Annotated in this window: 22 protein-coding genes and 1 tRNA gene; 8 read left to right on the top strand and 15 right to left on the bottom strand. The window is 37.9% G+C overall.

Annotation, left to right across the window (positions count from 1 at the left end; genetic code table 11):
* Positions 1-101 precede the first annotated feature (101 nt).
* From DCO56_RS05920 to DCO56_RS05955, 8 genes are all read right to left on the bottom strand, one after another.
* A complete protein-coding gene (locus DCO56_RS05920; protein ID WP_206531879.1) occupies positions 102-665 on the bottom strand; it encodes a lipocalin family protein in 564 nt (187 codons plus the stop codon).
* On the bottom strand, positions 649-1,350 hold the full coding sequence (locus DCO56_RS05925; protein WP_108632770.1) for a lycopene cyclase domain-containing protein: 702 nt from the start codon (positions 1,348-1,350) through the stop codon (positions 649-651). Before DCO56_RS05925 ends, DCO56_RS05920 begins: the two co-directional genes overlap by 17 nt.
* Positions 1,350-1,805 (bottom strand): sterol desaturase family protein, encoded by a 456-nt coding sequence (locus DCO56_RS05930; RefSeq protein WP_108632965.1) that lies wholly within the window; start codon positions 1,803-1,805, stop codon positions 1,350-1,352. Before DCO56_RS05930 ends, DCO56_RS05925 begins: the two co-directional genes overlap by 1 nt.
* A 19-nt stretch (positions 1,806-1,824) precedes the next feature.
* The gene (locus DCO56_RS05935) at positions 1,825-2,661 is read right to left on the bottom strand and encodes a phytoene/squalene synthase family protein (RefSeq protein WP_108632771.1); all 837 of its coding nucleotides are present in this window, start codon (positions 2,659-2,661) and stop codon (positions 1,825-1,827) included.
* Positions 2,662-2,665: 4 nt separating this feature from the next.
* Positions 2,666-4,138, bottom strand: coding sequence for a phytoene desaturase family protein (locus DCO56_RS05940; RefSeq protein ID WP_108632772.1), 1,473 nt, complete (start codon positions 4,136-4,138; stop codon positions 2,666-2,668).
* Between the two features lie 21 nt (positions 4,139-4,159).
* A complete protein-coding gene (locus DCO56_RS05945) occupies positions 4,160-4,801 on the bottom strand; it encodes a MarR family winged helix-turn-helix transcriptional regulator (protein WP_108632773.1) in 642 nt (213 codons plus the stop codon).
* Positions 4,802-5,195: 394 nt separating this feature from the next.
* On the bottom strand, positions 5,196-5,999 hold the full coding sequence (locus DCO56_RS05950) for a 3-keto-disaccharide hydrolase (RefSeq protein WP_108632774.1): 804 nt from the start codon (positions 5,997-5,999) through the stop codon (positions 5,196-5,198).
* A gap of 261 nt (positions 6,000-6,260) precedes the next feature.
* The gene (locus DCO56_RS05955) at positions 6,261-7,181 is read right to left on the bottom strand and encodes a toxin-antitoxin system YwqK family antitoxin (RefSeq protein WP_181390470.1); all 921 of its coding nucleotides are present in this window, start codon (positions 7,179-7,181) and stop codon (positions 6,261-6,263) included.
* A gap of 336 nt (positions 7,182-7,517) precedes the next feature.
* Between DCO56_RS05955 and DCO56_RS05960 the strand changes: the two genes are divergently transcribed.
* A tRNA-Leu gene (locus tag DCO56_RS05960) sits at positions 7,518-7,599 on the top strand.
* A gap of 214 nt (positions 7,600-7,813) precedes the next feature.
* Here the strand turns inward: DCO56_RS05960 and DCO56_RS05965 are convergent.
* The gene (locus tag DCO56_RS05965) at positions 7,814-8,197 is read right to left on the bottom strand and encodes a hypothetical protein (protein WP_108632776.1); all 384 of its coding nucleotides are present in this window, start codon (positions 8,195-8,197) and stop codon (positions 7,814-7,816) included.
* Between the two features lie 414 nt (positions 8,198-8,611).
* Here DCO56_RS05965 and DCO56_RS05970 point away from each other — a divergent pair, with 414 nt between their 5' ends.
* Together DCO56_RS05970 and DCO56_RS05975 are read left to right on the top strand one after the other, a co-directional pair.
* Entirely contained in the window at positions 8,612-9,421 is an 810-nt protein-coding gene (locus DCO56_RS05970) for a hypothetical protein (RefSeq protein WP_108632777.1), read from the top strand.
* Positions 9,415-9,687, top strand: coding sequence for a hypothetical protein (locus tag DCO56_RS05975; RefSeq protein WP_108632778.1), 273 nt, complete (start codon positions 9,415-9,417; stop codon positions 9,685-9,687). The genes DCO56_RS05970 and DCO56_RS05975 overlap by 7 nt, the downstream gene beginning before the upstream one ends.
* 185 nt (positions 9,688-9,872) lie before the next feature.
* Here DCO56_RS05975 and DCO56_RS05980 read toward each other — a convergent pair whose 3' ends face one another.
* A complete protein-coding gene (locus tag DCO56_RS05980; RefSeq protein ID WP_108632779.1) occupies positions 9,873-10,841 on the bottom strand; it encodes an ROK family protein in 969 nt (322 codons plus the stop codon).
* 359 nt (positions 10,842-11,200) lie between these two features.
* On the opposite strand from DCO56_RS05980, the gene DCO56_RS05985 reads away from it, so the two are divergent.
* Positions 11,201-11,923: a ferritin-like domain-containing protein gene (locus tag DCO56_RS05985; protein WP_108632780.1), complete on the top strand. Its 723-nt coding sequence runs from the start codon at positions 11,201-11,203 to the stop codon at positions 11,921-11,923.
* Between the two features lie 21 nt (positions 11,924-11,944).
* Positions 11,945-12,778 (top strand): ferritin-like domain-containing protein, encoded by an 834-nt coding sequence (locus tag DCO56_RS05990; RefSeq protein ID WP_108632781.1) that lies wholly within the window; start codon positions 11,945-11,947, stop codon positions 12,776-12,778.
* A gap of 94 nt (positions 12,779-12,872) precedes the next feature.
* On the opposite strand, the gene DCO56_RS05995 is transcribed toward DCO56_RS05990, so the two are convergent.
* Positions 12,873-13,613 (bottom strand): SDR family oxidoreductase, encoded by a 741-nt coding sequence (locus tag DCO56_RS05995; protein ID WP_108632782.1) that lies wholly within the window; start codon positions 13,611-13,613, stop codon positions 12,873-12,875.
* Positions 13,614-13,961: 348 nt separating this feature from the next.
* Between DCO56_RS05995 and DCO56_RS06000 the strand changes: the two genes are divergently transcribed.
* Entirely contained in the window at positions 13,962-14,204 is a 243-nt protein-coding gene (locus DCO56_RS06000; RefSeq protein WP_146190988.1) for a hypothetical protein, read from the top strand.
* A 4-nt stretch (positions 14,205-14,208) separates the two neighbouring features.
* Here the strand turns inward: DCO56_RS06000 and DCO56_RS06005 are convergent, their stop codons facing one another.
* The gene (locus DCO56_RS06005) at positions 14,209-14,634 is read right to left on the bottom strand and encodes a GNAT family N-acetyltransferase (RefSeq protein WP_108632784.1); all 426 of its coding nucleotides are present in this window, start codon (positions 14,632-14,634) and stop codon (positions 14,209-14,211) included.
* A 236-nt stretch (positions 14,635-14,870) separates the two neighbouring features.
* On the opposite strand from DCO56_RS06005, the gene DCO56_RS06010 reads away from it, so the two are divergent.
* Both DCO56_RS06010 and DCO56_RS06015 read left to right on the top strand, forming a co-directional pair.
* On the top strand, positions 14,871-15,203 hold the full coding sequence (locus DCO56_RS06010) for a hypothetical protein (protein WP_108632785.1): 333 nt from the start codon (positions 14,871-14,873) through the stop codon (positions 15,201-15,203).
* 98 nt (positions 15,204-15,301) lie between these two features.
* Entirely contained in the window at positions 15,302-16,270 is a 969-nt protein-coding gene (locus tag DCO56_RS06015; protein WP_108632786.1) for a hypothetical protein, read from the top strand.
* A gap of 437 nt (positions 16,271-16,707) precedes the next feature.
* On the opposite strand, the gene DCO56_RS06020 is transcribed toward DCO56_RS06015, so the two are convergent.
* The 3 genes from DCO56_RS06020 to DCO56_RS06030 all read right to left on the bottom strand — a co-directional run bounded on the left by DCO56_RS06020 (position 16,708) and on the right by DCO56_RS06030 (position 20,122).
* On the bottom strand, positions 16,708-18,069 hold the full coding sequence (locus DCO56_RS06020) for a Gfo/Idh/MocA family protein (protein ID WP_108632787.1): 1,362 nt from the start codon (positions 18,067-18,069) through the stop codon (positions 16,708-16,710).
* A gap of 96 nt (positions 18,070-18,165) precedes the next feature.
* On the bottom strand, positions 18,166-18,744 hold the full coding sequence (locus DCO56_RS06025; RefSeq protein ID WP_245935783.1) for a fasciclin domain-containing protein: 579 nt from the start codon (positions 18,742-18,744) through the stop codon (positions 18,166-18,168).
* Positions 18,745-18,748: 4 nt separating this feature from the next.
* Complete coding sequence (locus tag DCO56_RS06030) at positions 18,749-20,122, bottom strand: RagB/SusD family nutrient uptake outer membrane protein (RefSeq protein ID WP_108632789.1); 1,374 nt, start codon at positions 20,120-20,122, stop codon at positions 18,749-18,751.
* Positions 20,123-20,131 lie beyond the last annotated feature (9 nt).

Genomic DNA, 20,131 nt, shown 5'->3' on the forward strand with positions numbered 1-20,131 from the left:
GAGGTCGAATGTTATAAATCAAAACTACTAGAATTATCCCTATTTACAGGTGTAGATTTTGGTCCAATAGGTGGAATAAATGGTATCTGACCCCACCGCTCCTATTGAGGAAGAAACGGATTGTCTTTCCGCTCATGTTTCACCCAGATCAGTTTCGAAGTATTGTAGCCAATCTCCTGCGCAATTTTCAGGTAATTTGTTTTTACATCTTCGGGAATGGTTTTGTCTCTTGATAAGATCCATAGGTAATTTAAATCCTTTCCCGCAACTAAAGCATAGCGATAGTTCGTATCCAGAGCAACGACATTATAACCTGAATAGAAGGGACCAAAAAAACTAACTTTCAGAGCTGCTTCGCTTTGATTGCCTCTGAATTTGGCCAGTCCATCCGCTTTTACCCACTCTTTTTTGACCGTATTATATCCGCTATTCAATACCACAACATTACCATCGGTATTTAAACTATATTGGGCTGAAACATTATTGAGATCTTTTTCAAAACGTGAGTCCAATCGTGCGATCTCATACCATGCACCAAGATAACGATTCAGGTCAAATTTCTTGACAGGGTGAGCATTGGGCGGAATAGAAGAACATGCAGCCACAATCACCAAGGTAAAACCAATCATTATAATGGTTATCCACCATTTATGCATTTTGAACATGAGCGTTGTTTTGAAATTTTTTAAAGAAATAAAGAACCAATAAAAACTGTGTGTATCCATATACCGCATCCTCAATAGGTATGGTAAACACCCGAAAGCCTATAAAATCGGCTGGATTATAATTGACGATAGGCGATTCTAATCCAGTTCCAGTAAGAATGCCATTAACAGGTAAAAATCCCAGCATAAGAACTGTAAAGACTAATGAGGCCTGACTAATCCATTGTACCCGGAGGACAAAATGGAAAACCAACAACGTCAATATCGTAACCAGGGCGGTGACTAATGTATATATGCGATCGCTGTACCGAAGTGCTACAACGGCACAAACGATAATGCTTACAAAAACCACAATATTATTGAACGCACTAAGCGCTTTCAAATCGAAAAATTTATCGATACAGAAATAAGTAAATATGCAGGAAAAAGGAATAAAGATAAAAAACAACCATTCTTCCAAAGGTAATCCTGCAATAACTAATCCCACTGTATACCGAGTATCGAACCACCATACACCACGATGGGTAAACCACACGTCCCAAGCAATAAAAAAAACCGCAACAATTATTGATGCTTTAAAAAAAGGGATAAACGCTCGATCGAATCGGATTCGCCTATCGAATGAAGCTATAAAGCAGATAAATACCGTAAAAAATAGGATCAGGGCGTAGGTATACTGTATCATTATTTTTCTTTTTCACTATACATGTTAAAATATTTGATTGGCACATATAAAAAACCAAAACATTCGCCTTCTTCCTTTCCAAGATGCTTGTGGTGCTGTTTATGTGCTCGTCTGAGCGCCAGGAAATACCGATTTTTTGTTTTGCTCAAAAATTTGAAACGTTGATGTATAAAAATATCATGCACAAAGAAATAAGCCATACCATATAACATAATCCCCAGGCCAATGTAAAATAGATAATTATAATTCTCTAATGAGCCATAATACATTAACGCAATTGTGGGAAGAGCGAATATCACAAAGAAATAATCATTCTTTTCTAAAAACCCATTATTGCTATGATCATGATGATCTCTATGCAGTATCCAAAGAAAGCCATGCATAATATATTTATGAATCAACCAAGTAGCCCCCTCCATGGAAATAAAAACGATTATTACGATTAAAATATTCATGATACCCATTGTTTGATATTTATAAAAATGCTGCTTTGTAGCGCAAATAACTTTTAAATGCGACGTAAGCTTTTTCTGTATTGGCTATCCTGATCCTATTTTCCAAAATATCTTTAGAAGATTTCTTCCTGATTTTTGCAAAAAGAGAAAGGTAATACTTATAGGCCAGATAAACACCAAATCGGGCTGATTTAGGCAGTTTTTTTATACCCAAAAATGCCTCTTTAAATTCTTGATGGATTTCGTCTTCGATTTGGCCTTTTAGCTTATTATCGAACACTTCCATATTCAGATTGGGAAAGTAAGTGCGCCCGAGAATATGATAATCTTCTTTCAGATCACGTAAAAAATTAATCTTTTGAAATGCAGAACCAAGTTTCATGGCATAAGGCTTTAGCTCTTCATAACGTTGTCTATTACCCTCTGTAAATACCTGTAAGCACATCAATCCGACGACCTCTGCGGAACCATATATGTATTCATTGTATAACGCTGAATTATAATCCAACTTTTTCAGGTCCATTGACATACTGTGGAGGAATTGATTAATGAGATCACGGTCAATGGCATATTTATGAACAGTTTCCTGAAATGACTGTAATATGGGGTTCAAAGAAATTCTTTCTTCCAATGCACAATCTGTTTCCAGATGCAAGCGACTTAAAAGTCGTTTTCTATCGTAGCCTTGAAAACTGTCGACTATTTCATCGGCCAATCTCACGTAACCATAGATCGCATAAATACTGTTGCGAATATTAGGTTTCAGGGCCAAAATGCCTAGCGAAAAGCTTGTACTATATTTTTCGGTTGTCTTTCTGCTTACCTCATAAGCAAGTTCATCAAACAGCTTTTTCATGGTTTTATAGATTTAGATCAATGACTTCTTTAGCAACTATTTTTCCAGAGATAATGGATGGTGGTACCCCAGGACCGGGAATGGTCAATTGTCCTGTATAAAATAGATTATGGATTTTTTGATTTTTAATTTTCGGTTTCCAAACAGCAGTTTGCCTTAATGTATTTGCCAGGCCATATGCATTGCCCCCATACGCATTATAATCGTTAACAAAGTCCCTTACACAATAACTTCGCTTATATACGATCTGTTCATAGAGGTTGCCTGCTCCGGTATGCCGTTCAAGACGCTTAAGCATTTTTAATAAGTATTCTTCCCGTGTTTTATCATCATCATTAATACCTGTTGCTACCGGCATCAACAAAAAGAGGTTCTCCTGATTTTCTGGCGCGACATGCGTATCCGTTTTTGACGGACAACACACATAGAACAATGGCTTTTCTGGCCACTTTTTATCACCATATATACTCGCTATATGTTCATCCAGATCAGGTTCAAAGAAAAGTGTATGGTGGGTTAAGTTGGGGATAGTTGATTTCATACCCAAGTAGTAAATAAGACAAGAGGGTGCAAATGTTCTATTTTTCCAATACGAATCAGTATAGTTTTTTAAATCTTCAGGCAGCAGTGTTTCTATATGGTGATAATCGGCCGAAGCAACAACGAAATCAAACGCTATTTTTTTGCCATCAATAATGAGTGAAGTAATGGTTTTATTTTTAATTTCCAGCGCTTCCACATTGTGGTTAAAATGGAAGGTAGCTCCCTGTATTTGCGCTACCTTCTGCATAGCTAATACCAACTGATAAAAACCTCCTTTAGGGTAATGTGTGCCTAGCGCATATCCCCCATAATTCATTAAACTATATAGCGCTGGAATTTCTTTTGGTGAAGCGCCCAAAAAAATCACAGGGAACTCCATCAAAGTGCGTAATCGTTTATCTAAAAAATATCTGGCCACATAGGATCTGAAATTGGAAAGCAAATCTAGTTTAAGAGCACTAAACGCAATTTTGGGCGAAAGAAACTCTCCCCAACTATGACAGGGCTTGTTGACAAAATCACGCATTCCGACTTCATATTTAAATTTCGCGGACTGCATAAATTTATCCAGCTTGGAAGCAGCTCCGGGTTCAATGCTTTCAAATAGCAGTTTTAAGTCTTCATAAGATTCGGGGATACTGAGATTCGCAGAATCAAATACCATCTCAAACTGTGGATTGAGTGATACAAGATCAAAAAAATCCGAAGTACTGCAACCGAAGTCTGAAAAGAACGATTCAATAATATCTGGCATCCAGTACCAACTGGGGCCCATGTCGAAACGAAAGCCTTCGGGAGTCGAAAACTGTCTGGCACGGCCCCCGGCCTGTTCATGCTTTTCAAAGACATGAACCTCATACCCTGCTTTGGATAAATAGGCCGCGGCAGAAAGCCCAGAAAAACCAGCACCAATTACAGCTATCTTTTTTTTCATTTTCTTTGTATCTCTCTTCTTTTATTTTAGTTCATCCAGCAATCTGTCCGGTGCAATATTCTTTTCATAAATAGCTTGATGAAAATCACTTAATTTATTGAGTAATCGTATCAATTCCATTTTCTCGAGATGAGTTAAATCACCTGAAACAATTTGAGTCGCATGACGTATATTTTGCATTTGCCCCTCTAATACTTGCAGTCCCTTTTCTGTAATATTAATTAGCTTACTACGCCTATCCTGTTGCGAATCTTTTTGAGCTATCCATCCCTGCTTGATCAATCGGTTAACAATTGCTATACCGACTGGTTTCTCATGGATATTTCTTTTGATCAATTCCATTTTCGTCATCTCTCCAAATGATTTTAAGGTGATCAGGTAAATAAATTCCTCCTGCGTTGAAAAATCAGAGCCCCAAATAGCAGCTTTCGAATAATTCTTTGCGAATCTATTCATATGTACAATTAAAGTACTAATAACACTTTCTGGGCTACGTCCTTTTTCCTTACCCTCCCAAGTGGGCTCCACAACAGGCTGTACAGCCTGTTGTGCAATCCAAGCCTTAAATCCTTCCACTTGATTGCTGTACATATTTATTGTCGAATTCTCTTCTTCAAATTTTTCTATCAGCACTAAGACCTCTTTTAAAAGTTGATATTTCATACTCTTCGAATTAGAACATAAATATACTTATTTTAGTTTTAAAATTTTTAAAAAACACATAAATAGTATAAAAACATACTAATTAGCGATAGTTTGTTTGATAAAAATGGTCTGAGCGGGACGTTTCTAAAATAAAAAAGCAGGATCTATGTCCTGCTTCTTTATTTTAGAAATGTTCTATATCATTTATATAATTGATCCATTATTTTCATTGTCTCGTAAAATTCATCTAACAGCGTATCTTGACAGGAATATTGTGAGCATATGGTTGGGAACCCGGCAGTAACAGTCCACCTAGGCTCTTTTTATGTATGTACTCTTCCGACGTTACTGTATATCTTACAAACTTGGACATTTTACAAAAACAGGAGGAATTGTTTTTAATTCCTTGGTTTTAATTCCTTGGTTTAGGGAGTTCTTTAATCCAAATATTTTTAAAGTCTACGGGTTGCCCTTCACTCTGCAATGCGATAAACCCACTGCTCAACAACTTACCGTCAATCTTAATTTTTGGATCATATCCATTTGCTACGCCGCCTCCGATCTGTGGTTTGGAATATTCCAGGACAGTATCTCCATTAATAATATGCCTTATTAACGAGTCGCCCAATACGATCAATTCTCCTTTCACCCATTGATCGCCATCATAAGTTTTTGAAATTGAATTTAAACAATGTGAGGATGCCATCTTGCCTTGGTAGACCACATTAGTCCCTGGAGAGCACATATTACCAGTAGGTCGTGGTTGACCATCTCCCAATCCGCCCAAAAGTTGCATTTCTATGGATATTGGCCAATCCTGTTCTTTCAACATAGTTCTGGGATCCTGAGAATGAAACATAACACCGCTATTACGAAGCGTATAAGAAGGCGCACCTTTTTGAAGATCACCGACAAAACGATATTCAAATTTCAAATGATAATAAGAAAAGGGTGTTTTATAATATAAATGTCCAAACTGGTCGTTAAAATCACCGTATTGATCGTATCTAATCTTAATTATTCCATCTTCAACCCTAAAGGTATTGCCAAAATTCACGCCGACATCGTGATGATGAATTTTGACAAACCAGTTTTTAATGTCTTTTCCATTGAACAATGGTTTCCAGCCGTTGTTGTTATCTCGCTGGCCCTTCATTCCGGTACAGCCAGTAAAAATAGAACTAACGGCTAAAATTGCATAGATTAATCGTTTCATTTAAAAGTGAGCTATTGGGTTTAAATTGAAGACCAATATACGATATATTCCTTTAAGCTTTACAGTGAGCACTTATCCAATGACTACCAAACATTTTCAGAAATTAAGGGAAAGCTGTCCAAAGACTAAAACAGCTCCCATTGCAAATGTAGGGTAGCCTTCAAAATGATTTCCGTAAAACAACATCAACGTTTTTAGCTAAACAGTACTTATACAGTTTTATATTTCATCTGTTTCCAACGGATAGTTTTTATCTCAAAACTATTCTTCTTGATAATTTTCAGTTCTTATAAGCTCTCCTTGTTCATCATAAAATTTCCATTCGCCAGACTTTTTGCCATTCTGATAACGACCAAATTCTCTGAGCTTTCCATTTTCATGATAAAACTGGCTTAGACCTTCCGCCATTCCCTTTTCATATCTTATGTTTTGTAGCAAATTGCCTTTATTCCCGTATAATTTCCAGTCCCCAATCTTCTTGCCATCCTCATAGGCACCGATTTCCCATAACTCTCCATTAAGATTATAATGCTTCCATTCACCATTTTCCTTATTGTCTTTGTAGGTTCCGATTTTTTCCAACGTACCATTTTGATAGTACATTTTCCATTCACCCTCGGCGGCATAGCCATTGCGGTTTCCAATTCGTTTCAGCCCGCCATCGTCATAATATTCTCGAAATTCCCCTTTGGGATCTCCATTTTCATAGTTCCAGATTTCATGAAGATTTCCGTTGGTATGATAGACTTTCCATTCGCCTATGGCTTGTCCATCTTTATAATTTCCGATTTCGGCGAGCTTCCCCGTGGATTGGTATGTTTTGGAAGTCCCGCTTTTTTCACCATTTTCATATTGCCAGATTGCACGAAGTTGCCCGTTTTCATGATAGCTCTCCCATATGCCAGTTTTAATTCCATTTTCATATTTCCCCAGTTCTTCTAATTTTCCACTTTCATAATGGGACCTAAATTCACCGGTTTCTTTTCCGTTTCGGAATCTTACCATTGCTTCGGGTTTTCCGCTTTCATAGAACATTTTCCATATACCTGTCTCTTTACCGGTTTCATCGTATTGTCCTGTCGACCTTATCTTTCCACTGGGATAATGACTTTCAAACTTTTTCTGTGCAAAGGAGGAAAGATGAATAAAGAGTACGGCAGCAAGTGTGATTAGTGTTTTCATTAGATTTCCTGTCATTCGTCAAAATATGTTAGCTCTTATTTAAGCACAATAAAAAACAATTTCAATATATTACAGAAGAACTTTTTACAATCCGTTTCAACTATTTTAAATTTGGCAAAAAGCAACGCTTAATATCAAAAAAATCAGATCAAAAGTTGTAAAATCTCTTTTTTAAATTTGATGGGTTAAAAAGAGGAATAAGAGAATGCATTTAATGATAAAAAATCGTATTGAAAATATCTACCTCATAATGTGCGCTGTACATCGAATGTTTGCAGAATACTTGCAAGATATAGCTTAGCTTTATATATTTGCGACATCAAAAGAAATCCTAATGCGGAAGTGGCGTAATTGGTAGCCGCACCAGACTTAGGATCTGGCGCCGCAAGGCGTGGGGGTTCGAGTCCCTTCTTCCGCACATAAAAAAACTCCCGATTTTAAAATCTCGGGAGTTTTTTTTATTCCAAAATACTTTATATTTCGTCCCTCAGGTATGGTTTACATACTATTCGAAGAAAATACAAATGTCGATCAGCCCAAATATCATATTGAGCAAAATAAAAACAGGCTACCGGCTCGTCCCTAGCAAACTTTTCTTAAATAGCTCGACAAACTAAAACTAGTATCATCTTCTAGGCAGACCAGTCAAATGGTTTTGTACAGGGGTCGCACTCAAATTTTAACACCTTACCCAAGCTCTTTGCTTTTTTTCCCTTTTTCACAAATACATAAGCAAGGTCTACAGATTCTTCAACTTCATTGCCATTCTCATCCCTGCCTTTCAATACTACGGAATAATATGTTCCATCCGGATATTTTTTATAAAAGACTTCGTTAATGGTGATCTTTTTAGGTGTTTCATTATCACAGCAGCTGCACCACAAGACAACAACTGTTTCTTTTTTAAGGTATCCAACCGCCTTCTCCGCCTGAGCTTGTGTTAAGGCATGGAGTTGATCTGCTCTTGAAAAAAAAGCAGTACATAGTAATACAAAAAGTAAAATGGTCTTCTTCATCCGTTTAAATTATTTATAAGTGTTGGTCTCATCAATAGAAATGAGTTCGTTTACTCATTACATTGATATTTTAAAGTATTCGTGAACTCAATCGTCCGATTCACCCGGCTCATGCTGCCTTTGGCTGTTTCAGCTATTTAAATTTGTTTTTAGTTATGATAAAAAGTTTTAAATAATTTACTCAGCAAATATTATGCCTTTTCATAATTATTTGCAATGGTTCTTTTCTATGCGATCGTGATCTGATTTATAAATATTACGCGAGCAAACGTTAAATTAACGTCTGAAACTTTATACAAAAAAAATAAATTTTAACTTTGAGTATAAATTATAAATATTTAAATTTGCATCTAACTCGTATAATGAACTAAATACCGCAACTAAACCATCAATATAAATTAACATTTAGTTACCATGCAATCTATTCACATTAAAACTGAGAAAAATTTTTTCATTAAATTTTTCCAACACTTGTTTTTGATCTGTTTGATCTCAACGAGTCATTTTATAATCAGCTGTTCTTCCGACGACGACATCATCCAAGAAGAAATTGAAAACTCGACAGCCTGGATGGACGATCTCGAATCATCATTGGGCGTTGGCACAAAGAGTAAATTAAATACCTGGATTGAAAAAGGGCTCAATGAGGCGATGCTTAAAGAAGCATTTGCAAAAACCGGGAGCAAAGCTGATCTGTTAAAAAATCTTGAAACAGCCCAAAGTATCTACCATCAGCGCGTATATATTGCGGACTGGGACAACATACCCGGGATTGCTAAATCAAATTATGTAGCTAATGGTATGACAACGGGAAAGAAACATCCCCAATGGAATAATCCGGAGCTTGACTTACCAGCAGTTGAAGCAGCCAACTTTGTGAATGCGGAAGCAAAGGAGCTCCCTGCAGGAACGAAAATATATCGCGTGACTGGTGGTAATCCCGCTGGAGGATATTGGACGAAGAAGCAGCCTAAGTCTATTGGAGAAGTCATTGGTGGTACAGCTGTACAACCTGCGTGGAACAACTTTAGCAAATTCTACGTTTACACTGTACCTCAGCAGCAGGTATTAAAAGTTTGGGAGGGAATCACAGCAAGACAACCTATTGGTCAAGATATTGTAAATCCGCATCTTCCCGGAGGGGAAATCCAATTATTCTTACCTATCTTAGTCAGAGATGAAGCATTCAAAACATTGGTTCAAGAAATTCCATTACCATGGTAGATCTTAAAAAAGTACAAGAAGATTACCTATTGCTACTTCAATTAGTACAATCTGAAATGGCAATGAATACTTCCGTAGAATCTTTGTTTAATTACTTAAAATCCAAGGAAGGGCATTTTACCCATTTTGATCAAAATTTTAATAGCAAAGATTTACTTGAATTCATAAGAACTGTAAATCGTTATGCAGATGAATTTTTGTTTTCAGATCAAAACAATGCGCAGATACGTAAGCTAATGAACAGCATATACGAAAATTTGGGTTAGCAACATATAACATTCTATTTGACAACACTTAAATAGGGGGATCCAAAAAAACTGGATCCCCCTGCTTTTATTGAATTTCTCCTAACTTATTTCATCTTCATTTCAATCATGTAATTCTCAAAGGATTGCTTTTACTTTTTGGACATACAACTTACTTGCACCTACAATATAACGCGTGATAGCTATTATTTTTCCCAAACCAATGCACTGGCGCCGAGAATAGCGGCATCAGCTTCTTCCAGCTCGCTGAAAACGAGTTTCACTTTATTTCTAAATAAGGGAAAAAGATTTCTTTCCATATGTAATTTCGCTGGTTTTAAAATAAAATCACCGGCCTTAATCACCCCACCAAACAATAGAATAGCTTCGGGAGAGGAGAACATCACAAAATTTGCCAATGCCTCACCTAATTTTTGCCCGGTATACCTGAATACTTCAATGGCTATGGGATCACCCTTCACTGCACATTCATGGACCGTTTTAGAATTTATCGCGTCTTCAGGATATTGATTCAACATCGACTCAGGAAATTCGGCCCTCATTTTCTTGGCTGTAATTGTAATCCCTGTTGCAGAAGCATAAGCTTCCAAACTCCCTTCAGACCCTGTACTCCAGTGCTTTCTTCCGCCCGGTTTGACAATAGTATGGCCCAATTCTCCAGCAAATCCATCATGCCCATAAATAAGCTTACCTCCGGCCACGATACCGCTTCCTACGCCCGTTCCCAAAGTAATCATAATAAAATCCTTCATTCCTCGCGCAGCTCCAAAAAGCATTTCACCATAGGCCGCAGCGTTTGCGTCGTTGGTGATGGTACAGGGAATTTTGAATTTGGCAGTCATTAAATCACTAAATCGGATCACACCTTTCCAAGGAAGATTCGGAGCATGGTCTATTGTACCTGTATAATAATTCGCATCGGGAGCTCCAACTCCAATTCCGTCGAAGCTATTTTCACCACCGAACTTTTCAATAAAAGGGTGAGCCTTTTCATATAAAGCGTCAATAAATTCTTCAACATGCTCATAATCATCTGTTCGTATGCTTCCTTTTTTAAGAACTTCCCCACGATGATTGACCACCCCGAATTTAGTGTTTGTTCCTCCGATATCTATTCCTAACGCTACACGTTTTGATAAATCTATTAATGACATTGCTATTCCTTGTTTCTAAGTTCAAAATTGTAAAAAAGATAGTATTTTACGGGGAATTAAACAAGAGATTAGTTGAATAGTTACAGAAAAGAACTATTTATCCAATGTTTTTTTCATTACAGGTATCCGGACATCATTTTTCAGCTTCTTTCTTCCTTCCTTCGCTGCCTAATCAAACAACAGAAAACAAAAAAATTTGAGCAACCTAGTCTGAACATATACAATTCCGCCAAGATAATTTGTTATTGAAAGCGGAAAAGATATAATATTTTAATAAAAATCAAATTCAGCAATCCAAGCATCTCAAAAAGTCGTAAATGACAATAAGTACAGAAAATTATAAACTAAAGACTTTTGTTATGGAAAAGATGACAGATAACAATGAACCACTATTGAATCATCGTAGTGAACTAGAAATGAAAGATCTCAGAAGAAGAGATTTTCTAAAATTTGCAGGAGCAGGTGCTGCATCACTCGCTCTTCTCGGGCTATCGAGCTGTAAAAAAGACCATGATGACGACATGGACAATGGCGGGAAAGGCATGTATTTTGGCAGTGGTGACATTGCAATATTGAATTATGCCTATGCTCTGGAGCAGCTCGAAGCCGCCTTTTACATTCAGTTGGTCAACAATCCTTATTCTGGGATCACGGATCTGGAAAAGGCTTTTTTTACTGACATCAGGGACCACGAAATTGCCCATCGCGAGTTTTTCAAAGTAGCATTGGGAGCCAAGGCGATATCCAGTCTTGAATTTAATCTGTCCGGCATTAATTTCGCCAGTCGCGCCAGTGTTTTAGCAACGGCAAAGACATTTGAAGATCTCGGTGTCTCTGCTTACAACGGTGCGGGTTGGTTAATTAAAGATCCGAATTATTTATTATTGGCCGGTAAGATCGTTTCTGTCGAAGCACGACATGCAGCATGGGTTCGCGACATGATAGATAATGGCACTTTTGCCAACCAAGAGGTGGTAGATTCGAACGGACTAGATGTAGCCAAGAGCCCAAGCGTCGTCTTGAGTGCCGCAGCCCCATTTATCAAATCTAAAATCGATGTAAAGGATCTACCAACTTATTAATGTACCTAAAATTTGATTATCATGAATCTTTTAAATGTTTTTGAACAAATAAATACGATAGATCCTGAATTCAGCGATCGTATCAGTCCGCGACGGGAAGCTATTAAAAACCTGGCTTCGATGAGCAAAAAAGTAAGCTTGGCAGCATTACCATTTTTTATTGGTGAGCTCTTCAAAAAGGCTTATGGCGCCACGGCCCCCACAGATGTCAACGGTGTTCTTAATTATGCTTTAACGTTAGAATACCTTGAAGCTGAGTATTATACAATGGGTGTTGCTAAAGCAGGCCTCATTCCATCTGGAAAACCCCTTGGAGCAATTACCACGATCCGTGATCATGAGGTCGCCCACGTTAATTTTCTAAAACAGGTACTGGGCAATAAAGCTGTCTCAAAGCCTACTTTTGACTTTACAGCTGGAGGTACCTTTGGCAATGTCTTTAGTGATTACGACACATTTTTAGCTGTTGCTCAAGCCTTTGAAGACACTGGAGTACGGGCATATAAAGGACAGGCAGGCATATTATTAGGAAATAGAGTGGTGCTGACTGCTGCATTGCAGATCCACTCTGTTGAGGCTAGACATGCGTCACATATTCGTCAGATGCGACGTGCTCGTGGTGGCGGTGCCGCCGATCAGAAACCCTGGATTACAGGAAGCAATGACACTGGAATCGGGGCAGTAGTAAACCCTATATATGCTGGTGAAAACAATGTGATACAGGGAGGAGTCGATATCACAACCTTATCCGGTTCGATGGGAAAAATTTCAACAAGTGCGGCAACACAGTCTTTTGATGAACCACTTTCTGCCGAAGCTGTACTTAATATTGCAGGTTTATTTATTAAAGCTTAACAAGAGTCGTCGTTAACCTGTTTTGAATGCCCTGGTTTATTTAAAAAACCAGGGCTTTTATTTTTGCATCAGCGCTTCCCTAACAATAGATTCTTTATCCGATATTTTCGGCATAATACAGATCAGAAAAAATCTTTGATAGTTTTGAAGGATCCTCCCGCCAGGCATTGTACATCCCTTGCCCCATTTCATCAGGTATAATATCCAAATTTCCTTCGTCTACAGATTTCAATATCTTAATGGCAACACTATCAGGATCAGGCATATCCCAATCACTCCCCTTGTTCATATCCGTATCAATTGCTCCGGGATTGACTGCGTGTACATCGATTCCATCTTTGGCTAATTCGATGCGGACAGACTGTGTTGCAGAATAAAGGGCCGCTTTGGAGGCGGCATACCCAGCAATGGATGGTAAGGGGGAGTACGCTGCAATTGAAACGATGTTAATGATTTTGGCCGGACGATTTTTTTTCAAGATAGATGCAAATGCGCGCATCATCTTTATTGTTCCGAAATAATTCACCTTCATATCATTGTCCATTCCCAACAGATCGCCATCTAAAATATTCCCCGTATTTAAAATACCCGCATTATTAATGAGGATTTCAGTGTCCCCGGCAACAGCAGCAATTGTTTTGATCTGTCCATCGTCTGTAATATCCAGGGATAATGCTATGACTCTATTGTCATCGAACGATGGCAATGTATTCAAGTCTCTACAGGTGGCATATACCTTTTTCACATCATGATCCAAAAGAGCTTTTACCAATGCTCGCCCTATCCCCCTATTCGCCCCCGTGATGAGAATAACTTTATCTTTAAAAATCTTCATATTGTTTTATGTATTAGTTAACACAAAGCTATTTTAAAAGATGCAAGCATAAAATCCGAAACTTGCTACATTTTTGTTCCCCATGATCATGAAGACTCAAAAGCCCAGAAAGTTATTTTTATTCTTGTTTTGAAATTCAGAAATCTCCACATGCGGTAGGCTATCCAATAGCATCTGGTCCTAAAAAATACAATCAGATAAAAACTGTAAAGAACAAGCTACATCATGTAAAAATACACCTACAATTGAAAAATGAGTTTCAATATAAAACTAACGCTACTTTAAAAAAAGTAATATTTGTTGTCGGTATCGTCCCGAAAAATAAGACACATCCCACAAATCAAAATAATGATGAAAACAAAAACTGATGATAAAAATCCAGAGCCAAAGAAAATCAGACTTCAATTAGCAATTTCCGAAATTATGAATGGCTATTTGTTATTGGATGAAGCAGTGGCCAAATATGACGTTCCAGCATCGAGCATTATCCAAGGTCTTAAGAAGATTCAGAAACTAAAGAAAGAGGCTGCACGCCCCAATCAGCAAGAAAGCCAGATCATAAAGCCTACTCCCCCGAAAAATGCGAAATAATGAGTTAATTATAACTCATATGTAAGATCGGATATGATTTTCCTTGTCCATCTAAAGCTGACTTTTTGACAACATTGAACCCCATATACTTATAAAAATCCACCGCCTGGGTATTTTGTTCATTTACATCTACTTTCGTCACATTTAAGCTCCCCATTGCATAAGAAATAAGTATTTTCCCAATACCTTTACCCCGAAAATCATTGTGAACAAATAACATTTCAAGGCTATCTCCCGAAATTCCCATAAAGCCAACTAAAGCTCCATTTTCTTCATATCCTAATAATACCACATGTTCAAAATATACGGGCATTTGTTCTTTGTAATAGCTAAAGTCTTCCTCTTTCAGAAAATCATGGGTGCTCTTTACTGCGCTCTCCCAGATAGCTATCAGATCCGGATAATCTACTACTTCAATTTTTCTAATCATAACGGCAAATTTTATAAGCACAAAAGGCTGGTTTGAGCTGTCGACGAAAAATCATATTACTTATTCAATCTGATATGACAACAAAAAATATTTCTCCCCCATTTAACTACTCCCGTTTAATCGCACAGCGATTTGTATCGCGTAAATCGACCTATGTGTTCTACTTATAGTTTTAAATTAAAATTAATGTAATAAAATTACAATTATTGCTATATTTCATATAATAAATTATTTCTATGACAAGGTCTACCGCATTCTTACTTAAAACAGCTTTGTTTTTCGGTTTTCTATCGAATGTACTTAGCATAAATACATTTGCTCAAAAAGCGCCAAAGATCTACTATGCTACTTTATCCGAGGGAGTAAAACTTTATGCAACTCCTAGTATACAGGCCGATGCCTTAGCGACTGTTGCTTATGGCTCACAAGTTACATTCAGTAATTCGGATATAGACCAACTGGAAATGGTAAACAATTCGTTGGTCATAAATGGCACAATGAAAATACACTTTAAAAACTTTCAATCCGATTTCTTCAAACAAGAAGTAACAAAACCAAACGGCCTGTAACCACTACCGGCAAAAAATTAAATACTTGAGCATATATGATATACAGAAATTGTGGCGTTTTTTCTTTTTTAATCAGTGTTTTAATTTACCTTATCCCAATGAAGGGAATAGCACAAATGGAATCTTTCTATCATGTCACACCGATGGCGATTGCAGGCTATTTCACAAAGACCATATTCCCTTTCAATCCTACGTTTATAAAGGCAAAAAAGGTAAAAAACATAACTGTTAAAAGTCGGGAAAATGGAATTTTTAATTGTTATACATTTAATTCCAATGGTCTTTTAATGAGCATAAGCATGACTCGGTACGATCAAGAGAAAAAGGATACCGTCTTTTACACAACATATAGCTATCAGGCAAATGGCTTTATTGCCAAAGAAGCGCGGATTGATTATCACAGTGGTATCGTAAAAATAAAGGTATACGGCTACGACGAAAAAAATCGTATTGATAACATCAGAATCTTTTCATTGAATGCACAGATGCCTAATCAAACGCAGAATAATGATCGGATGGGCGAACCAGTTGCCGGTATCGATCAGCTTATTCTTAAAGGATCATGGCCAGATGAAAAGCTGTTAAATAACATGATCCGTGAAAATAAGTTCTCTTCATGGCAGTATCGTTATTATACAGAAAACAAATTTGAGGTAGAAGAACGGACAGAGTTTTTCGATTTTATGAAAAATGGGGGGAGTCAAGACACCTGTTATCAAAAAATAACCTATTACCATTTAAATAATCATCCTGTCGCTCAATTCCTTCATTTTGGTTGCGCAGCTAAGACAATACCATCTGAACAATATGAATTCAAAGAAGGCCTCCTATCCGAAATTCATGAAACAGATGCAGACGTTGCACCTAAAAGTGAAAAATACAGTTACGATAAAAACAGAAATCTGCTTTCGATGCAAAATATCCGGAATGGGCAAAAAGTAAGCGAACTAATTATGACATATAATCAAAAGGGCTTTTTAACCACGATACAGCGAAAATCTGAAACTGCCAAAATGGCCCAATATTTTGAAGATCGCATCCTTGATCTGAGCTATACTTTTTATTGAAAATCATACTGATATTAACCATTTTTTTTCACCTGTATAAATTTCTTTTCCAATTGTAATGAAGCAATCAGATTTATTCATTTCCCTGTGTACATCTCTACTTGTATCGCTATATATTTAAATCTTGAAAATGAAGATAATCATGGCTCTAATTCTCAAATTGTAAAAGAAAGATGCCGCTTTGTAAATTCTTCGGATTTATTTTAAAGCAGTCATTAACTTAGGAATACCATATGAAATACGTAGCTATTTTAATTAAACTAGCACTAACGAAAGGGAACGATGTACCCGATTTGAAGAAGTTTATAATTATCCGCATAATTTTAGCCAACTATATAGTTTTGCAAAGAAGTACGGTCCAAAATCATCAAGCATAAATTTCTAATTGGTGCTTAAAAAATAAAAAACTGTACATTAAGACATAGCTATAATTTACACTACGCCAGATTGGGATGTTGCCAAGGCGTTCGATAAGGTCTTTTCAATAATTTGGTCGCTTCTGGATCATCGGTACATATTTTTTTTTCAGGATCATAGCGCAATGGTCTATTTAATTGCATCGAAATATTAGCGAGGATACAACAGGCTGTCGATATATACCCCTCTTCAATGTCAGCCACGGGCGGTCGATCATGTTCTATTGCAGACAATAGATCCAATAGATGTTGTCGTGTAGCTGGAGCTGTATGCAGTTCAATTCGAGGTTCCTCCAAATCTTCCGGAAATTTTTCTTTTTCATAAACAACATCTTTTTTAATGGGAGTGCCCTTACCTACTGGAATAAATTCATATTTCATCACACTTCCCTTTAACGTTCCTTTATCGCCATAGATAATAAACGCCCAAGGGTATTCGGGATCCACAGGACCACCCCAGGTACGATGTTGCCATACACAATTTAGCTCATCATATTCGAATACCGCTGTCTGTGTATCCGCAATAGTCGACTTTCCCTCCTGTTGCACGTAAATCCCTCCTGTCGCGCTAATTTTCTTTGGCCACTTGAGTTGTAACAACCAACGAACCGTGTCAAACATATGCATCCCCATATCGCCCGTAATACCATTACCGTATTCCATAAAAGTTCGCCACCATCCCCCGTGAGGTAAGCCATCGTAAGGACGTAAAGGAGCAGGGCCTGTCCACATCTCATAGTCAAGAAAATCCGGCACCGGTTCCACTGGAGGGTTTCCATTCCTTCGCATATGATAATAACAGCACATCTCCACATGCGATATCTTACCGAGTAATCCTTGGTCTATTACCTGCTTTTTAGCATCAATCAGATGCGCTGTACTTCGTCTTTGCGTTCCTACCTGCACCTTCTTATTATATTTCCGCGCGTATCGAAGTATCGCTTCTCCCTCCAGTACATCTACACTAATGGGCTTTTGTAAATAGATATGCGCTCCTGAACGTATCGCATCTATCGCCTGTCTTGCATGCCAATGATCAGGCGTACCAATCAGAATGAGATCGAATTGATTATCAGCAAGCATTTTCCTGTAATCTTTGTAGAGCTTTGGAATCTGTCCCGAGCGTTGGCGTTCCCCGACCAGTCGTCCCGCCTCCTGCAAATGCCGGCTATCCACATCGCAAATCGCAACTACATTGACATCGCAGACCTGCATCAGTCTAAATAGATCGCTTTTCCCATACCAGCCCGCTCCGATCAGTCCAACCTTGATATTTTTAGGCGGACGTTCAAAAGGCAATCCTTTAGCTTCTAAAGCAGATAAGGTAACAAAAGCACTTGTCCCCAGAATGAATTTTCTTCGGTTCAGTGTGTAATCAACCATAATTTATTGGCATATTGTTTAGTATAAGACAAAACAATAAACTGAACATAATGTTTGTATACAGGACATTCTGGAGAAAAAAGGCCATCAATATACCTATTTCGTCTTCTCGGATAAAAAAACAATGTGATCAACGATATGGATGACACCATTATCCGGTACTAAATTAGATGTACGGATTTGCCATTGGTTATTGGTCCCTTCATTGATAAGCCCGACATAGGTACTGGTATGGGACAAGTACATTATTTCACCTTTTTCAGTCGTATAAGCAATTGGTTTGTTACTCGGAGCCAAGACAGGATCGCTAAAATTCACTACCGCCTTTACAATATGATAACGCAAAATATCCTTCAATATCGGTACCGGAACAGCGGCAATATTGTCGTATTTATTTTCTTTTAGATATGCTGTAAAAGCTTGATTGGTGGGCAGAATAAAGGTCGCTTTTTCTGTACGTTCATACAATGTTTCATCCTTACATTGCAAGATAACTTGTTTCAGTAAGGACAACGAATCCTTCCCCTGAATATATGTCCATGCTGACATATTCAATTTACTATTGTCGTCCGCGTAGTCATATTCAAAGCTTTCTTGTATTTCGCAACTAGAGAACAATGACAGCGTACCAAAACCGCATAGAAAAAAAATAACGATATATTTTATCTTCTTCATAAGATTATCTATAAAATTCATTTTGTTGCAAATTTGGGTTTTTAAGAAGTTCACCTTCGTGTATTGGCCACAGCAAATTTTGTTTATCGGAGAGGCCATTGATCGGTTTCATTGTCGAAATAGCGGTTTCACTTCGCAGGAGATCAAACCAACGATGTCCCTCAAAACAAAGTTCTACAGATCGCTCGTGCAAAATACTAGCAACTAAACTTCCGAATTGGCTTTGCGCCTTATTTTGATCTAAAGCGGGAAGCCCTGCACGGATGCGGATCGGGTTTAGTAAGTCCAATGCTTCGACAGGCTGATTTAAATGGGCATGGGCTTCGGACTTTAGTAATAGGATATCGGCCAATCGTGTTAATACAATATTGCCGGCTGAGGGTTCTGGGCTCTCATCATTAAATCCTTGTCCAAAAAACTTCCATATCTTACGGGGCTGAATCTGAGACACATCGTAAATACGAGGCTTGCGAAGATCGTCGGGTTCGATTGATGCAATAAAACCCGCACTGGGTACATAATCACTATCCGATCCATTGGCATACCACACGCGGAGGTTATTGGGTTGTACTTCATTGTATCCGACCTCAAAAATACTTTCGGTACTACTTCCTTTTACAAAGATGTTATTCCAATCCTCAATTGGCACCAAGGCATATTGCGGGTCTGCGAGTACTTTTTCAGCCATTTCAATCGCCTTCGCATATTTTTTTTGCCACATATAGAGTTGCGTCAGAAAAGCATAAGCTGCTCCTTTGGTAATCAGTACACGGTTTCTGGCGCCCGAATAGTTTGTGGCACAATTCTCCGTTGCCAAAATTAAATCTGCTTCAACCTTGGCTAATACCTCCGCCTCAGTGTTCTTCTTGACAAATAGGTCCTGATCCAATCCCTCATATGGTTCCGTAACCAAAGGTACCTGCCCCCATATTCGAACCAAGTAAAAATAAGCTAGTGCCCTTAAGGCATGAGCCTGGCCAAGTAACTGATTTTTAAGTTCGCTATCTTCAGTTCCGAATGCCTGCGGAATATATTTGATCGCATAGTTCGCCCGGGATATAAGCGTATAAAAATTATCCCAACGTGCCGAATTGATAATCGGAGTCAGTGTGTTCTGTTGCAGAGCAGCAGGATCACCGGCATGACGGGTCATAATATTATCGGCCCGCCCTTCTCCCCAGTAAGCAAAATTCTGGCGAAAAAGAGATTGCAGGCCATTATAGATGCCATTGACACCAGCCTGCGCATCACTGGGCTTTTTATAGTAGCCCTGTCCAGAGACATTACTAATAGGTTCCTTATCCAGCAACGAATTTGAACAACCGATAACGGATAAAAATAGAAGAGAACAAAATGTATATTTTAACAATTTTTTCATCACAATTTA

The organism is Sphingobacterium athyrii (genome assembly GCF_003071065.1).
Lineage (GTDB): Bacteria > Bacteroidota > Bacteroidia > Sphingobacteriales > Sphingobacteriaceae > Sphingobacterium > Sphingobacterium athyrii.